This is a genomic window from Streptomyces sp. NPDC104761 (assembly GCF_055583445.1).
Window position 1 is genome coordinate 69,343 of the sequence record NZ_JBVJNZ010000018.1, and the last position, 14,737, is coordinate 84,079.

At 71.0% G+C, this 14,737-nt stretch carries 11 protein-coding genes; 1 reads left to right on the forward strand and 10 read right to left on the reverse strand.

Going from position 1 to position 14,737, the window contains the following annotated elements; all coding sequences use genetic code 11:
• Window positions 1–78: 78 nt before the first annotated feature.
• The 7 genes from ACZ63F_RS36460 to betA all read right to left on the reverse strand — a co-directional run bounded on the left by ACZ63F_RS36460 (window position 79) and on the right by betA (window position 10,950).
• Window positions 79–2,517, reverse strand: coding sequence for a GcvT family protein (locus tag ACZ63F_RS36460; protein ID WP_469717804.1), 2,439 nt, complete (start codon window positions 2,515–2,517; stop codon window positions 79–81).
• A gap of 245 nt (window positions 2,518–2,762) precedes the next feature.
• Window positions 2,763–3,725 (reverse strand): ABC transporter substrate-binding protein, encoded by a 963-nt coding sequence (locus ACZ63F_RS36465; RefSeq protein ID WP_469717805.1) that lies wholly within the window; start codon window positions 3,723–3,725, stop codon window positions 2,763–2,765.
• Window positions 3,726–3,738: 13 nt separating this feature from the next.
• Window positions 3,739–5,712: an ABC transporter permease gene (locus tag ACZ63F_RS36470; RefSeq protein ID WP_469717807.1), complete on the reverse strand. Its 1,974-nt coding sequence runs from the start codon at window positions 5,710–5,712 to the stop codon at window positions 3,739–3,741.
• Window positions 5,712–6,803, reverse strand: coding sequence for a quaternary amine ABC transporter ATP-binding protein (locus tag ACZ63F_RS36475; protein WP_469717809.1), 1,092 nt, complete (start codon window positions 6,801–6,803; stop codon window positions 5,712–5,714). The genes ACZ63F_RS36470 and ACZ63F_RS36475 overlap by 1 nt, the downstream gene beginning before the upstream one ends.
• A 21-nt stretch (window positions 6,804–6,824) precedes the next feature.
• On the reverse strand, window positions 6,825–8,294 hold the full coding sequence (locus ACZ63F_RS36480) for an aldehyde dehydrogenase family protein (protein ID WP_469717811.1): 1,470 nt from the start codon (window positions 8,292–8,294) through the stop codon (window positions 6,825–6,827).
• A gap of 142 nt (window positions 8,295–8,436) precedes the next feature.
• Window positions 8,437–9,273 carry a methylenetetrahydrofolate reductase gene (locus ACZ63F_RS36485; RefSeq protein WP_469717812.1) on the reverse strand — a complete coding sequence of 279 codons (837 nt, stop codon included), beginning with the start codon at window positions 9,271–9,273 and terminating at the stop codon, window positions 8,437–8,439.
• A gap of 6 nt (window positions 9,274–9,279) precedes the next feature.
• On the reverse strand, window positions 9,280–10,950 hold the full coding sequence (gene betA / locus ACZ63F_RS36490) for a choline dehydrogenase (RefSeq protein ID WP_469717814.1): 1,671 nt from the start codon (window positions 10,948–10,950) through the stop codon (window positions 9,280–9,282).
• Window positions 10,951–11,099: 149 nt separating this feature from the next.
• Between betA and ACZ63F_RS36495 the strand changes: the two genes are divergently transcribed.
• Window positions 11,100–11,897 carry an IclR family transcriptional regulator gene (locus ACZ63F_RS36495; RefSeq protein ID WP_469717815.1) on the forward strand — a complete coding sequence of 266 codons (798 nt, stop codon included), beginning with the start codon at window positions 11,100–11,102 and terminating at the stop codon, window positions 11,895–11,897.
• A 58-nt stretch (window positions 11,898–11,955) separates the two neighbouring features.
• Here ACZ63F_RS36495 and ACZ63F_RS36500 read toward each other — a convergent pair whose 3' ends face one another.
• The 3 genes from ACZ63F_RS36500 to ACZ63F_RS36510 are packed head-to-tail and all read right to left on the reverse strand — an operon-like array spanning window position 11,956 to window position 14,664.
• Window positions 11,956–13,089, reverse strand: coding sequence for an aromatic ring-hydroxylating oxygenase subunit alpha (locus ACZ63F_RS36500; protein ID WP_352358220.1), 1,134 nt, complete (start codon window positions 13,087–13,089; stop codon window positions 11,956–11,958).
• 52 nt (window positions 13,090–13,141) lie between these two features.
• Window positions 13,142–14,305 carry an NAD(P)/FAD-dependent oxidoreductase gene (locus ACZ63F_RS36505; RefSeq protein WP_469717817.1) on the reverse strand — a complete coding sequence of 388 codons (1,164 nt, stop codon included), beginning with the start codon at window positions 14,303–14,305 and terminating at the stop codon, window positions 13,142–13,144.
• Entirely contained in the window at window positions 14,302–14,664 is a 363-nt protein-coding gene (locus ACZ63F_RS36510; protein WP_469717819.1) for a bifunctional 3-phenylpropionate/cinnamic acid dioxygenase ferredoxin subunit, read from the reverse strand. Before ACZ63F_RS36510 ends, ACZ63F_RS36505 begins: the two co-directional genes overlap by 4 nt.
• Window positions 14,665–14,737 lie beyond the last annotated feature (73 nt).

Here is a 14,737-nt window from a genome sequence, read left to right on the forward strand (position 1 = left end):
GCGCCCCGAAGGGGCGCGGGGAACTGCGCGACCAGCCACGACGAGCCCGCAGCCGACCCACGACACCACACGAATTGCTCACCCACGGAGCCGGCTCATCCCCGGGTCGAACAACGGCTCCTCGGCCACCACCGCCTCGACGCGCTGGTCGAAGTACCCGATCTGGACGCCGGTCCCCGGCACCGCCAGCTCCGCCGGCAGCCACGCGTAGGCGATCCCCCTGCCGATCGTGTAGCCGTAGGCCGCGCTGGTCACGTAACCCACCGCGCGCTCACCGTCGTACACCGGCTCCTTGCCCATCACGACGGCCCGCGGGTCGTCGATCGTGAGGCAGCTCAGCCGGCGCCGCACCTCGGCCTTGCGCCGCTCCAGCGCGGCCTTCCCGACGAAGTCGCCCTTGTCGAGCTTGACGGCGAAGCCGACGCCGGCCTCGTAGGGGTCGTGCTCGTAGGTCATGTCGGTGCCGAAGGAGCGGTAACCCTTCTCCAGGCGGAGGCTGTTGAAGGCGCCACGCCCTGCGACGATCCCGCCGAGCGGCTCGGCCGCCCGCCAGAGGGTGTCCCAGAGTTTCTGCCCCTGGTCGGCGGTGGTGTACAGCTCCCAGCCGAGTTCGCCGACGTACGACAGCCGCATCGCCGTGACCGGCACCGAACCGACGTAGGCGCGCTTGGCGCGGAAGTACTTCAGGCCCTCGTTCGAGAAGTCGGCGTCGGTGAGCGGCTGGATGACCTCGCGGGCAAGGGGGCCCCACAGGCCGATGCAGCAGGTGCCGGGGGTGATGTCGCGGACCTGGACCGTGCCTGCGGCGGGCAGGTGGCGGGTGAACCAGTCGAGGTCGAGATTGCCGTTGGCGCCGACCTGGAAGAGGTCCGGGGCGAGGCGGGCCACGGTGATGTCGCTGCGGATGCCGCCGTCGTGGTCGAGCAGCAGCGTGTACGTCACCGAGCCGACGGACTTGGCGACCTTGCCGGTGACCAGGCTCTCAAGGAAGTCCGCAGAGCCAGGGCCGCTGACCTCCAGACGCTTGAGGGCGGTCATGTCGTACATCGCGACGGTCTCGCGGGTGACCTGGGCCTCGGCTCCGACGATCGGCGACCAGTAGCGGGCGGCCCAGTCGTTGGGGGTGGGGATCGAGCGGTCTTCCAGCAGGCTCGCGTTCGCCTCGTACCACTGCGGGCGCTCCCAGCCGTTCGCCTCCAGGAAGAACGCGCCGTGTTCCTGCTGGCGGGCGTGGAAGGGGCTGGTGCGGATCGGGCGCGGCTTCCCGGCCGGCTGGAGGGGGTGCAGGATGTCGTAGACCTCGACGAAGTTCTGGCAGTCGCGGGCCAGGACGTACTCCGGGGCGAGCTGGTGCGGTTCGAAGCGGTTGACGTCGCACTCGTGCAGGTCGAAGGACGAGCAGTGGCCGTCGACCAGCCACTCGGCGACCGCGCGGCCGACGCCCGCGGAGTGGGTGACCCAGACGGCCTCGGCGACCCAGAAGCCCTTGACGTCCGGGGACTCGCCGAGCAGCGGGTAGCCGTCGGTGGTGAAGGAGAACAGGCCGTTGATGCCCTCCTCGATCTTGGCCTCGCGGGTCGCGGGGAGCAGGGACCGGGTCTCGGTCCAGGCGTCCTCGAAGTCCTCCTCGGTGAACTTCAGGACGGAGGGCATCTGGTCGGCCTCGTCGACGGAGAGGATGTCGTCGGCGGAGACCGGCATCGGGCGGTGGCCGTAGGAGCCGATGCCGAGGGTGTCGAAGCGGTCGCGGTAGTAGAGGTCGGCGTCCTGGTGACGCAGGATCGGGCGGACCGCCTCCTCGGTCTGGCCGGCCAGGGCGGGGACCGGGCCGGTCCAGGCGAGCTGGTGGGCGAGCGGGGTGAGCGGGAGGTTCATCCCGACCATGCGGGCGATCCTCGGGCCCCAGATGCCGGCGCAGCAGACGACGATGTCGGCGGGGAGTTCGCCCTGGTCGGTCAGGACGCCGGTGACGCGGCCCTCGCTCCGCAGCACGTCCAGGACCTCGTGGCGGGCGAGGAAGCGGACGCCTCGCTCGGTGGCGCGGCGGATCTGGGCCTCGACGGCGAGGACGGCCTTGGCGAGGCCGTCGGTGGGGACGTGCAGGCCACCGAGGACCCGGTCGGGGTTGACCAGCGGGTGCAGCTCGACGCACTCCTCGGGGGTGAGGATCCGCGCCTCGACGCCCCAGGCGGTGATCCAGCCGTGCCGGCGGTGGAGTTCGGCGAGCCGCTCCGGGGTGGTGGCCACTTCGAGTCCGCCGACCTGGAGGAAGCAGGGCCGGCCGTCGACGTCGAGGGAGCAGAACTTCTCGACGGTGTAGCGGGCCAGCTCCGTCATGGTCTTCGAGGGGTTCGTCTGGAAGACCAGTCCCGGGGCGTGCGAGGAGGAGCCGCCGGTGGCCGGGAGGGGGCCCTGGTCGACCACGGTCACCTCGGTCCAGCCGCGTGCGGAGATCTCGTCCGCGAGGGCCGCTCCCACGACGCCCGCTCCGATGATGACCACTCGGGGTCCCGCCATCGCCCAACCTCCGAACTTGAGACCGGTGCAGTTGCTTTGTGCGCAACGTGATTCAGGCTGCGCAACTCAATGTGCCCGCCGCCGATGAGGGGTGTCAAGGGGGTGGCGACCCGGCGCAACGGCCCGCGCGGCAGCCTCGGGAACGGTCCCGGCGAGGGCCGGAGAACGGCAACGCCCGGCGGACGGCGCGCACAGCTGCGCACCGCCCGCCGGGCGTCCCGGAACGGCTCCTCCCGCGGCCTTCGCTACTGCAACCAGGCCTTCACCTTGTCGGGATTGGCCTCGACCCACTTCTTCGCCGCCGCGTCGTCCGACATCTTGTCCACGGCGATGTACCTGGCCACGGTGTTCTGGTCGTCGTTGGTCCAGTGGAACTTCTTCACCAGGTCGTACGCCGGGCTGCCGGACTTGGCGAAGCTCGCGCTGACGATCTTGTCGAGGTCGTAGACGGGGTAGTCGCAGGCCACCTTCGCCGCGTCGGCGTCGCAACCCGTCGTGTACTTGGGCAGGTTGACCTTGACCAGCGGCACCTCGGACAGGAACCACTGCGGTTCGTAGAAGTAGCCGATCAGCCACTGCTTGTTCTTCTCGGCCGTTCTGAAGGCCTGGATGAGCGCGGTCTCGCTGCCCGCGTACACCACCTTGAAGTTCAGCTTCAGGTTTTTCACCAGCGCGGCGTCGTTGGTGACGTACGACGGGTCGCCGTCGAGGAGCTGGCCCTTGCCGCCGGACTCCGAGGTCTTGAAGCCCGCGGCGTACTTGTTGAGGTTCTGCCAGTCGGTGATGTCCGGGTGCGCCTTGGCCAGCCACGGCGGCACGTACCAGCCGATGATGCCCTTGTTGCCGGTCGAGCCCGCCTCGACGGCCGTCTTCTGGCCGGTGATGTACTTCTTCTTCAGATCGTCGTGGCCCCAGTTCTCCAGGACGGCGTCGACCTCGCCGGTCCCGAAGCCCTGCCAGGCGATCTCCTCCTTGAGGTCCTTCTTGTCGACCGTACAGCCGAGGTCGTGCTGCGCGACGTACGCGACGACCGCCGCGTCCGCCTCATAGCCCACCCAGGGGTTGACGGCGAGGTTGAAGGTGCCGCACTTGCCGCCCGAGGACGTCGAGCCGGCGGAACTGCTGCCGACCTTCGCGCCGCCGCAGGCCGTGAGGGTGAGGCCGAGGACGGCCAGGCCGGCCGCGCCGGCTCGCCAGTGTTGTGCCATGGTGTCGAGCTCCTTATGCCCTGGTGCGTCGTGCCGCAGCCTGAGTGATCCGGTCGAACATGACTCCGAGCAGTACGATGGCGAGCCCTGCCGCCAGCCCCTTGCCGTACAGCTCGCCCTGCGAGAAACCGGCCACGACGTCGTAGCCGAGGGCGCCGGCCCCTACCAGGCCGCCCACCACAACCATCGACAGCACGTAGATCAGCCCCTGGTTGGTCGCGAGGGTCAGGGCGCTGCGTGCCATCGGCAGCTGGACCTTGGTGATGATCTGCCAGGTGTTGCACCCGGCCGAGGTGGCCGCCTCCACGGTGGGTGCGGACACGTTCCGCACCCCGTCCGCGATGATCTTGACGGCGACGGGTGCCGCGTAGACGACGGCGGCGACGATCGCGGTGAAGCGGGTGGCGCCGAAGAGCGCCAGGAACGGCACCAGATAGACGAACGGCGGCATGACCTGCGCCGCGTCCAGGGTGGGCCGGACCAGCCGGTCCACCAGCGTGCTGCGGCCCATCCAGACGCCGAAGACGACGCCGACCAGCATCACCAGGACGGTGGCCACGGCGGTCGAGGCGAGGGTGGTCATGCTGTCCGACCACAGACCCGTGCCGACCAGCAGCCCGACGCACACCGCCGCCGTCACCCCGGCCCGCCAGCCGCCGAGGACCGCGCCGAGCCCGGCCAGGACGGCGCCGACCAGCCACCACGGGGAGTCGGTGAGCAGGGTCTGGAACGGGTTGAGCAGGCCGTTGGTGAGGGCGTCCCGCAGGGCGTTGGTGAGCCCGGAGAGGTGGTCCTGCAGCCAGGTGGTCGCGGTGTCGGCGGCGCTCGCGATGTGGCTGCCGACGGTACCGTCGCCGGGGAACTCGGCCGCCCAGACATAGGTGTGGGAGAGGTAGGCCAGGACGACGGCCGCGATCCCGCCGGCTCCGAGCAGCGGGCGGCGCCACGTCGCGAACCGCCCGTCCGTGCGGCGGGTCTCGGTGCGGGCGGCGGCCGCCGTGGTGACCCGGTCGAGCACGATCGCCATGACGACGATGGCGAGCCCTGCGTTGAAGGCGGTGCCGACGTCGAGCGACTGGAGGGCCTGGACGACGGTCTTGCCGAGGCCGGGCGCGTCGATCAGGGCGGCAATGGTGACCATGGCCAGGGCGGCCATGATGGTCTGGTTGACGCCCATGACGACCGTGCGCTTCGACATCGGCAGCAGCACCTTCACCAGTTGCTGGGTGCGGGTGGTGCCCATCGAGTCCGCGGCCTCGACGGTGGTCTCGGGGACCGAACGGATGGCGTGCGCGGTGATGCGGATCGCGGGCGGGGCCGCGTAGATGACGGTGGTGATGACGGCCGAGGCGCCCCCGATCAGGAAGATCAGGGTCAGCGGGGCGAGGTAGACGAAGGTCGGCATCGTCTGCATGAAGTCCAGGAAGGGCGTCATGATCCGGTCGACCCGGTCGGAGAGCCCCGCCCACACGCCGAGCGGGATGCCGATGAGCAGGGCCACCAGGACCGCCGACAGGGTCAGCGCCAGGGTGTCCATGCTCTCCTGCCACAGGCCCTGGAGCCCGAAGAAGGTGAACCCGGCGACGGCCAGCAGGGCGACCCGCCAGTTGCCGACGGCCCAGGAGACGTAGCCGGCGAGGCCGACGACGCCGAGCCAGCCGATCTGCGGCACCGGGCGGCCGCCGGTGGGCTGGGAGATCAGCGACTGGACGAAGGTGACCAGGTTGTCGATGGCCAGCCGGATCTCGTTGAAGAAGTACAGGAAGACCGGGTTGGAGTTGCGGTTGGCGCCGATGCTGTCGTTGACGTCGTTCAGCCAGCGGTGCAGGCCGGTGAGGTCGGCGGCGGCCAGGGTCAGCGTCTGGCGGCCCCGGAACGCGGCGAAGAGCACCAGCCAGAGGACCAGGATCGCCGCCACCACCACGGGGCGGCCGACCTTCCTGCGGAGCGTCGCGACCGGTGCGGTCGCGTCGGCGACGGCGGCCATCAGGCGCCGCCGTCCTGTCCGGCGACCACGGCGAGGATCTCCTCGTCGCCGACGATGCCGAGCAGCTTGCCGTTCTCGACGACCTTGACCGGCCTGTCGGCGGCGAGCACCGCGCGGGTCGCCTCGCGTACCACGACGTCCGGGCCCAGCTCCGGCCCGTCCAGGGCGTCGTCGGGCGCGGCGGGCCGCATGATCCAGCGCAGGGTGAGGACGTCGCCGCGCGGCACGTCCTTGACGAAGTCCCGCACGTAGTCGTCCGCCGGGGCGCCGACGAGTTCGTCGCCGGTGCCGCACTGGACCGTCTTGCCGTCCCGCATGATCAGGATGCGGTCGCCGAGCTTGAGCGCCTCGGAGAGGTCGTGGGTGATGAAGACCATGGTCTTGCCGACCTCGTGGTGCAGGCGGACGACCTCGCTCTGCATGTCGCGGCGGATCAGCGGGTCGAGTGCGGAGAACGGCTCGTCGAAGAGGAGGACGTCGGGGTCGCCGGCCAGCGCCCTGGCCAGGCCCACCCGTTGCTGCATACCGCCGGAGAGCTGGTCGGGGTAGGAGTGCTCGTAACCGGCGAGGCCGACGAGTTCGACGGTCTCCATCGCGCGTTTCACGCGTTCGGCCCTGCCCATGCCGCGGATCTCCAGCCCGAACGCCACGTTGTCGACGACCTTGCGGTGCGGCAGCAGGCCGAAGTGCTGGAACACCATGGAGAACTTGCTGCGCCGCAGCTCCCGCAGTCGCCGGGCGTCGGCGTCCCGGATGTCCTCGCCCTCGAAGACGATCTCGCCCGCGGTGGGTTCGATCAGCCGGGTCAGACATCGCACCAGGGTGGACTTGCCGGACCCGGACAGGCCCATGACGACGAAGACCTCGCCGGGCGACACCTCGAAGCTGACGTCCCGCACGGCGGCGGTGCAGCCGGTGCGGTCCATCAGCTCGCGGCGGGTGAGCCCGCACAGCTCCTCCGAGCCCGGCACCTCGTCGGCCCTGGGCCCGAACACCTTCCACAGCCGGCGCACGGAGATGACCGGGGTGCGGTCCCGGGGTTCCTCGGACGTGTCGCGCCGCTGCGACGCCTCGGTCTGGGCTGGGGGCATGGTGGGGACCTCTCTTCGGCGTCAGCCGCGGAACCAGTGCTGCGGCCGGGGTTGGATGTTCTGCCAGACGTGCTTGGGCTCTCGGTACTCGTCCAGGCCGGTCGGTCCCAGCTCGCGGCCCACGCCCGAGTGCCCGAAGCCACCCCATTCCGCCTGCGGCACATAGGGGTGGTAGTCGTTGATCCACACGGTGCCGTGCCGCAGCCTGCGGGCGACCCGCTGGGCCTTGCCCGCGTCCTGCGTCCAGACGGCCCCCGCGAGGCCGTACTCCGTGTCGTTGGCGATGCGGACGGCGTCGTCCTCGTCCCGGAAGCGCTCGACGGTGAGCACGGGCCCGAAGGACTCCTCGTGCACCACGCGCATGTCCTGGCGGCACTCGTCGAGGACGGTGGGCGGGTAGTAGAAGCCGTTCGCGAGCGCGGGGTCGCCGGGGCGGCTGCCGCCGCAGCGCAGTACGGCGCCCTCGGCGAGGCCTGCGGCGACGTACGCCTCGACCTTCTCGCGGTGCTGCGCGGAGATGAGCGCACCGGTGTCGGCCTCGGGGTCGAACGGGTCGCCCAGGCGGATGAGTCGGGCCCTGCGCACGACCTCGTCGACGAAGGCGTCGTGGAGGGAGTCCTCGACGATCAGCCGCGCCCCGGCCGAGCAGACCTGCCCCGAGTGCAGGAAGACGGCGGTGAGCGCGAAGTCGACGGCGGTGTCGAAGTCGGCGTCGGCGAAGACCACGTTGGGGTTCTTGCCGCCGAGTTCGAGGGCGACCTTCTTCACGGTCGCCGCGGCGGTGGCCATGATCCGCTTGCCGGTCTCCAGACCGCCGGTGAAGGAGACCATGTCGACGGCGGGGTCCTCGGAGAGCGCGGCTCCGGCCTCGGGTCCGGCGCCCAGCACGAGGTTGCCGGCACCCGGCGGGAGTCCGGCCTCCTCCAGGGCCCTCATCAGCAGGACCGCGGTCGAGGGAGTCAGCTCGCTGGGCTTGAGGACGAACGTGTTGCCCGCGACCAGGGCGGGTGCGACCTTCCAACTGGCCTGCAGCAGCGGATAGTTCCACGGAGTGATCAGTCCGCACACGCCGACCGGCTCGTACCCGACGCGGCTGACGGCGTCCGCACGTCCCGTGTCGATCACCCGGCCGGCGTCGGTGCCCGCGATGCCGCCGTAGTAGCGGAGGCAGGAGACGACGTCGGCGATGTCGTACTCGCTCTCCACCAGGCGTTTGCCGGTGTCCAGGGACTCGGCGCGGGCGAACTCCTTGGCGTCGCGTTCGATGATGTCGGCGGTGCGGAGCAGCAGGGCGCCGCGCTCGCGCTCGGGGGTGTGCGGCCAGGGTCCCTCGTCGAACGCCCGCCGGGCGGCGGCGATCGCGGCCTCCGTGTCGGGGCGGGTCGCCTCGCAGACCGTCGCGACGAGGGTGCCGTCCGCCGGACAGCGGATCTCGCGGCGGCCGCCGGCCACTGCCGCGCGCCATTTCCCATCCACATACAGATCTGCCACGGCCGCGCCCTTCGAGCCCGAATTCGTTGCGCATTGTGCATTGGATTGCTTTTGGTGGAACACCCTGACCGAATGTACTGACAGCCGTCAAGGTCTCCGCGTATCCCGATTCGGCCGCGAAAGCGGCGCCCTCGGGGGCCGGTCAGCCGCCCAGCCGGTCCAGCAGCGCGCGGCGCCACCGCTCGGTCTCGGCAACCTGGTTGAAGGTGAACAGGTGGAGGCCCGCCACGCCCGCCGACGGCGCGGTGAACGCCCCCGCGCCGCGGGTGAGCAGCCGCTCGGGGTCGTAGCCGCCGGGTGCGGCGAGGCGCAGGAACCAGGAGGCGTGCCCGGTGAGGAAGCGCGTCGACTCCCCCACCCCGATCTTCGTGGCCATCGTCAGCAGCTTGGCCCGCTGCACCGGTCCGGCGACGCCGACGTACACGGGCAGGGTGACGTCACGGCGCCGGATCCGGGTGAGCCAGTCGCCGAGCACACGCGGGTCGAAGCAGAGGTTGCTGACGATGTAGGTGGCGTGCGCGCGCTTGTCCCACATCGCCTGGACGGTGAGGTCGTCGTGGATGAGGGGATGGCTCTCCGGGTAGCCGGTGATCCCCATCTCCGTGAAGGGCCTGCCCAGTTCGGTCAGCCGGCGCAGCACCGGCAGGGCTCCCTCGTACGTCCCGGCGGGCGGATCGGCGTCGCCCGCCGGGACGAAGAGGTCGTCGACGCCCGCCGCGCGCAGCCGCTCGACGACGTCCTTGAGGTGCGTGTCGTCGCGGAGCAGGCGCGCGGGCACGTGCGGGACGACCCGGTAGCCGTGCGCCGCGAGCCGCTCGGTGAGGCCGAGGGTCGGTTCCAGGCCCTTGACCGGCGACGCCGTGACCGTGACCGCGATGTCGCTCGGTACGTGGGCGAGGACCTTCTCCTCGGTCGCCCGTGCCGGCAGCACCTCGTAGCGGACACGGACGAGCAGCGCCCGCAGCGCCTCGGCGTCCACGGCGGTCTACCCGGCCTGCTGCTGGGCGTCGCGGAGCCGGTAGTACACGGCCTTGGACGGCGGCAGCGGCTCCTTGCCGAGGATGAGGTCGGCCGCCTTCTCGGCGATCATCATCACGGGGGCGTAGATGTTGCCGTTGGTGACGTACGGCATCACCGAGGCGTCCACCACCCGCAGTCCCTCCACGCCGTGCACCCGCATGCTGGTCGGGTCGACGACGGACATCTCGTCGGTGCCCATCTTGCAGGTGCAGGACGGGTGCAAGGCGGTCTCGCCGTCCTTGGCGACCCAGTCGAGGATCTCCTCGTCGGTCGCCACGGACGGGCCCGGTGAGATCTCCCCGTCGTTGTAGGGGGCGAGGGCGGGCTGGTTGAGGAGGTTGCGGGCGACTCTGACCGCCTCGACCCACTCGCGCCGGTCCTGCTCGGTGGAGAGGTAGTTGAAGCGGAGCGCCGGGTGTTCGCCGGGGTCCTTGCTGCGGATCTTCACCGAGCCGAGGGCGTCGGAGTACATGGGGCCGACGTGGACCTGGTAGCCGTGGCCGCCCGCGGGCACCGAGCCGTCGTAGCGGACCGCGACGGGCAGGAAGTGGAACATCAGGTTGGGGTAGTCCACGTCGTCGTTGCTGCGGCAGAAGCCGCCGGCCTCGAAGTGGTTCGTGGCGGCCGGGCCCTTGCGGAAGAGCCACTGCAGGCCGATGAAGGGAGCCCGCCACTTGGCGAGGTACGGCTGCACGGAGACGGGCTGCTTGCAGGCGTACTGGATGTACACCTCCAGGTGGTCCTGGAGGTTCTCGCCGACGCCGGGCAGGTCGTGGACGACGTCGATACCGAGGGCGCTCAGCTCCTTCGCGTTGCCGACGCCGGAGAGCTGGAGCAGTTGCGGGGAGTTGATCGCACCGCCGCAGAGGATGACCTCCTTGGCCCGGACCTGCTGGAGGGCGCCCCTGCCGCGCCGGTACTCGACGCCGACGGCCGTCGTGCCCTCGAAGAGGACGCGGGTGACCAGGGCCCGGGTCTTCACCGTGAGGTTGGGGCGCTTCCTGGCGGGCTTGAGGTACGCCTTGGACGCGGAGAGGCGGCGACCGCGGTGGACGTTGCGGTCGAACTTGGCGAAGCCCTCCTGCCGGTAGCCGTTGACGTCGTCGGTGGGTGCGTGACCGGCCTCCTCGGCGGCCTTGAGGAAGGCGGAGAACAGCGGGTTGGTGGCCGGGCCGCGCTCCAGGACCAGGGGGCCGTCGTGGCCGCGGAACTCGTCGTCCGGGTCGGCGGCGAGGCAGTTCTCCATCCGGCGGAAGTACGGCAGGCAGTGGGCGTAGTCCCAGCTCTCCATGCCGGGGTCGGCGGCCCAGCGCTCGTAGTCCATCGGGTTGCCGCGCTGGAAGATCATCCCGTTGATGCTGCTGGACCCGCCGAGCACCTTGCCGCGGGCGTGGTAGATCCGGCGGCCGCCCATGTGGGGCTCGGGCTCGGACTCGTACTTCCAGTCGTAGAAACGGCTGCCGATGGGATACGTGAGCGCCGCGGGCATGTGGATGAAGACGTCCCACGGATAGTCGGGGCGGCCTGCCTCCAGGACGAGCACCCGGTTGCCGGGGTCGGCCGAGAGCCGGTTCGCCAGCGCGCTGCCGGCCGAGCCGCCGCCGACGATGACGAAGTCGTACTGCAAGGGAGCCATGGTGCCTCGTCTCGCTCGCGCCGTCGATTGCGCGGCATGCTAGTACGGGTATCGCTATACGCACCAGGTTGCGAACAACGCAACTTGTAAGATCTTTGTTCACATCGCGTTACTTGGAGTGCGTTGTTTACTGCGCGTATAGTTTCGCTATGAGCAACTTCAGTCCGGATACCGAAACGAACGGCTCATCCTCCGGGGGCGTGCAGTCCGTCGACCGCGCCATCAGCGTCCTGGAGATCCTGGCCCAGCGCGGCGAGGCCGGCGTGAGCGAGGTGGCCGCCGAGATCGATGTCCACAAGTCGACCGCGTTCCGTCTGCTCGGCGCCCTGGAGGCGCGCGGCCTCGTGGAGCAGTCGGGCGAGCGGGGCAAGTACTCGCTCGGCTTCGGCATCGTACGCCTGGCAGGCGCCGTGACGGGACGCATCGACGTCACCCAGCAGGGCCGCGCGGTGTGCGAGCGGCTGGCCGAGGAGATCGGCGAGACGGTCAACATCGCGGTGATGCAGGAGCACTACGCGATCAACCTCTACCAGGTGCGCGGCGCCGCGGCCGTCAGCGCGCACAACTGGGTCGGCCAGCTGACCCCGCTGCACGCCACCTCCAGCGGCAAGATCATGCTGGCCCACGTGCCCGCCGGGGAGCGCGCCGCGCTGATCTCGGACGGGGGCCTGAAGAAGCTGACCCCGCACACCATCTCCTCGAAGGCGAAGCTGGAGAAGAACCTCGCCGAGGCCCGGGAGCGCGGTTACGCCTGGACGCTGGAGGAGCTGGAGATCGGGCTGCACGCGATGGCCGCGCCGATCCGGGACCGGGACGGGGTGGTGATCGCCTCGATCAGCGCGTCCGGGCCGTCCTACCGGTTCACCGAGGAACGCATGCACGAGCTGGCTCCGGTGCTGGTCAAGGGCGCGGAGGAGATCAGCCACCGCATGGGGTACCTGGGCTGAGCGCCCGCCGGCCGGCCGTCGTAGGGCCCGCGTCCGGCCCTTGGCGCGGGCCACGGCGTCACTCCGGCCGGCGGGTGCCGAGCCGCTCCTGGACCCAGTCGTGGAAGGCGCCGATGTGGTGCTCGCTGGGCACCAGCACCCCGCCCTTGGCGTACAACCGTGAGCTCATGCCGGGCTGCGTGCGCTCGCAGGCCTCGAAGTCCTGGCGGTTGACCCGGTCGAAGAGCTCCACGGACCGGCTGACGTCCTTGCCGCTGTCGACGACGTGCGGGAGGTAGAGCCAGTCGCACTCGACGATCGTGCGGTCGACGGCCACCGGGTACATCCGGTGGAATATCACGTGGTCCGGGACCAGATTGATGAACACCTGCGGTTTGACGGTGATCGCGTAGTAGCGCCGGTCCTGGTCCGCCGAGACCCCCGGGATGCGGTCGAGCCCCTCGGAGCCGTCGACGGTGAACCCCTGGACGTCCGCGCCGAACTCCGCGCCGTGCCCCACGTAGTACTGCGCCGCGTAGCCGTCGGCGAACTCGGGCAGCACCTCGGTGAGTTCGGGATGGATCGTGGCGCAGTGGTAGCACTCCATGAAGTTCTCGATGATGAGCTTCCAGTTCGCCCTGACGTCGTAGACGATCCGCCTGCCGACGGAGAGGTCCTCGACGCCGTACCGCTCGATCGACTCGACGTCGCCCAGGCGCTCGACGGCCGCCCCGATCACGTCCTCCTCGAAGGACGGCGGGTTCTCCGCGAGGCACACCCACACGTAGCCGAGCCACTCCCGGACGGCCACGTTCACCAGGCCGAACTCGGTCCGGCCCACGTCGGGCATCTTGGTGAGGTTGGGCGCGGCGACCAGCTTGCCGTCGAGGCCGTAGGTCCAGGCGTGGTAGGGGCATTGGAAGGCGCGTGCGACCTCGCCGGTCTCCTCGGTGCAGAGCTTGGCGCCCCGGTGCCGGCAGACGTTGAAGTACGCGCGGACCGACCGGTCCCGGGCCCGGGTGACGAGGATGCTCTCGCGGCCCACGTCGACGGTGCGGAACGCGCCGGGCTTCGGCAGATCGGCGGCGCGGGCCACGCAGAACCACATCGTCTCGAAGATGCGCTCCTGCTCCTGGGCGAAGATCCCCGGATCGGTGTAGGCGGAGCCGGGGAGGGTTGCGATCAGGCTGTCCGGCAGGCTGGTCGAGGTCACGGTGCACTCCTCGCAGGACGTCGTGGATCGGACGGGTGGCGCGGGCGCCGGGTCAGGACGCGGCGGTGCCGAACTGCTTGCGGGCCCGGGTGAACAGCCGCGGCTGGTTCATCCCGAGCACGGCGACCGGCCGGCCCGCGCGCCGGTACACGGCGAGGAAGCTGCGGTCGTCGGTCGAGCCCTCCTCGACCGTGACGCTGTCGGCCCCGGTGGCGTGGCCGACGAACTGGATCTTCACGCCGTACTGGTCGGACCAGAAGTACGGCGGCCGGGGCGTGCCCGGTTCCCGCGCGCCGTGCGCGAGCAGGGTGGCGACGGCGGTTTCCGGCCGCTCCAGCGCGCCGGTCCAGTGCTCGATCCTGCGGTGGGTGCCGGTGTGCGGGTCGTACCAGTTGGCGCAGTCGCCGACGGCGACCACCCCGGCCACGCTGGTGCGGCCGTCGGCGCCGCACTTGACGCCGTTGTCGAGTGCGACGCCGGAACCCTGCAGCCACTCGACGCAGGGACGGGCCCCCACGCCGACGACGACGGTGTCGGCGGCCACGCGGCGGCCGTCCTCCAGGAGCACGCCCTCGACCTGGCGCTCACCGCTCAGCCCCTTGACCCCCACCCCGCACAACAGCCGTACGCCGTGGTCGGCGTGGAGTGCGGAGACCACGGCGCCCATGGCCTCGCCGAGCGGCCCGGCCAGCGGGGTCGGGGCCGCCTCGATCACGGTGACGTCGAGACCGAGGGCGTGCGCGGTGGAGGCGACCTCGGCGCCGACGAACCCGCCGCCGATCACCACCAGGCGCCCGCCGCGGGCGAGGTCCGCCCGCAGCGCGCGGGCGTCGTCGAGGGTGCGCAGCGTGTGGACGCCGGCGAGGCCCTCGGTGCCGGGCAGGGTACGGGCGGCGGCGCCGGTCGCGAGGACCATGCCGTCGGCCCGGACCTCACGGCCGTCGGCGAGCCGGACCGCCCGCCGGGTGCGGTCGAGACCGACGGCCCGGGAGCCGAGCAGCCACTGCGCCCCGAGGTCCTCGCCGTCCCGCTCCAGCGCCAGGTCCGCCTCGCCGAGGGTGCCGGCCAGGAACTCCTTGGACAACGGTGGCCTGTCGTACGGGCGGTGGGGCTCGTCGCCGACGACGACCAGCCGGCCGTCGTACCCCCGCTGCCGCAGCGAGCGCGCGGCCGACAGTCCGGCCAGCGAGGCGCCCACCACGGCGACGGTCCTCACGCCGCGCCCCCGGCGAGGCGGGCGGTGACGCACGGCGGCAGGTTGGGCGCGGCGGCGGAGAGCCGGACGTAGACCGTGCCGTCCTCCACGACGACCTCGTGGGTGCGGACCGGGAGCTTGGCCGGGGGTGCGTCCACGGCGCCGGTGCGCAGGTCGAACGTGGAGGCGTGCAGGGGGCATTCCACCTCGCAGCCCTCCAGCCAGCCGTCGGCGAGCGAGGCGTCCTGGTGGGTGCAGGTGTCGTCGATGGCGAAGAGCTCGCCGTCCTCGGTGTGGAACACCGAGACGGGCGGGTCGATGTCGAGCCGGTGGGCCTCGCCTCGCGGCAGATCCGCGAGACGGCACGCGGGAATCATCATGACACCTCGGTGCGTATAGCGAAACGGATTGCGGTTAGCGCAACGTCAGTCTGGGGGCCGCCGCGAAGCGTTG

Bases quoted from the DNA above. Each gene is read 5' to 3' on its own strand.
- ACZ63F_RS36460 (WP_469717804.1), bottom strand. From the start codon at position 2,517: ATGGCGGGACCCCGAGTGGTCATCATCGGAGCGGGCGTCGTGGGAGCG.
- ACZ63F_RS36465 (WP_469717805.1), bottom strand. From the start codon at position 3,725: ATGGCACAACACTGGCGAGCCGGCGCGGCCGGCCTGGCCGTCCTCGGC.
- ACZ63F_RS36470 (WP_469717807.1), bottom strand. From the start codon at position 5,712: ATGGCCGCCGTCGCCGACGCGACCGCACCGGTCGCGACGCTCCGCAGG.
- ACZ63F_RS36475 (WP_469717809.1), bottom strand. From the start codon at position 6,803: ATGCCCCCAGCCCAGACCGAGGCGTCGCAGCGGCGCGACACGTCCGAG.
- betA (WP_469717814.1), bottom strand. From the start codon at position 10,950: ATGGCTCCCTTGCAGTACGACTTCGTCATCGTCGGCGGCGGCTCGGCC.
- ACZ63F_RS36495 (WP_469717815.1), top strand. From the start codon at position 11,100: ATGAGCAACTTCAGTCCGGATACCGAAACGAACGGCTCATCCTCCGGG.
- ACZ63F_RS36510 (WP_469717819.1), bottom strand. From the start codon at position 14,664: ATGATGATTCCCGCGTGCCGTCTCGCGGATCTGCCGCGAGGCGAGGCC.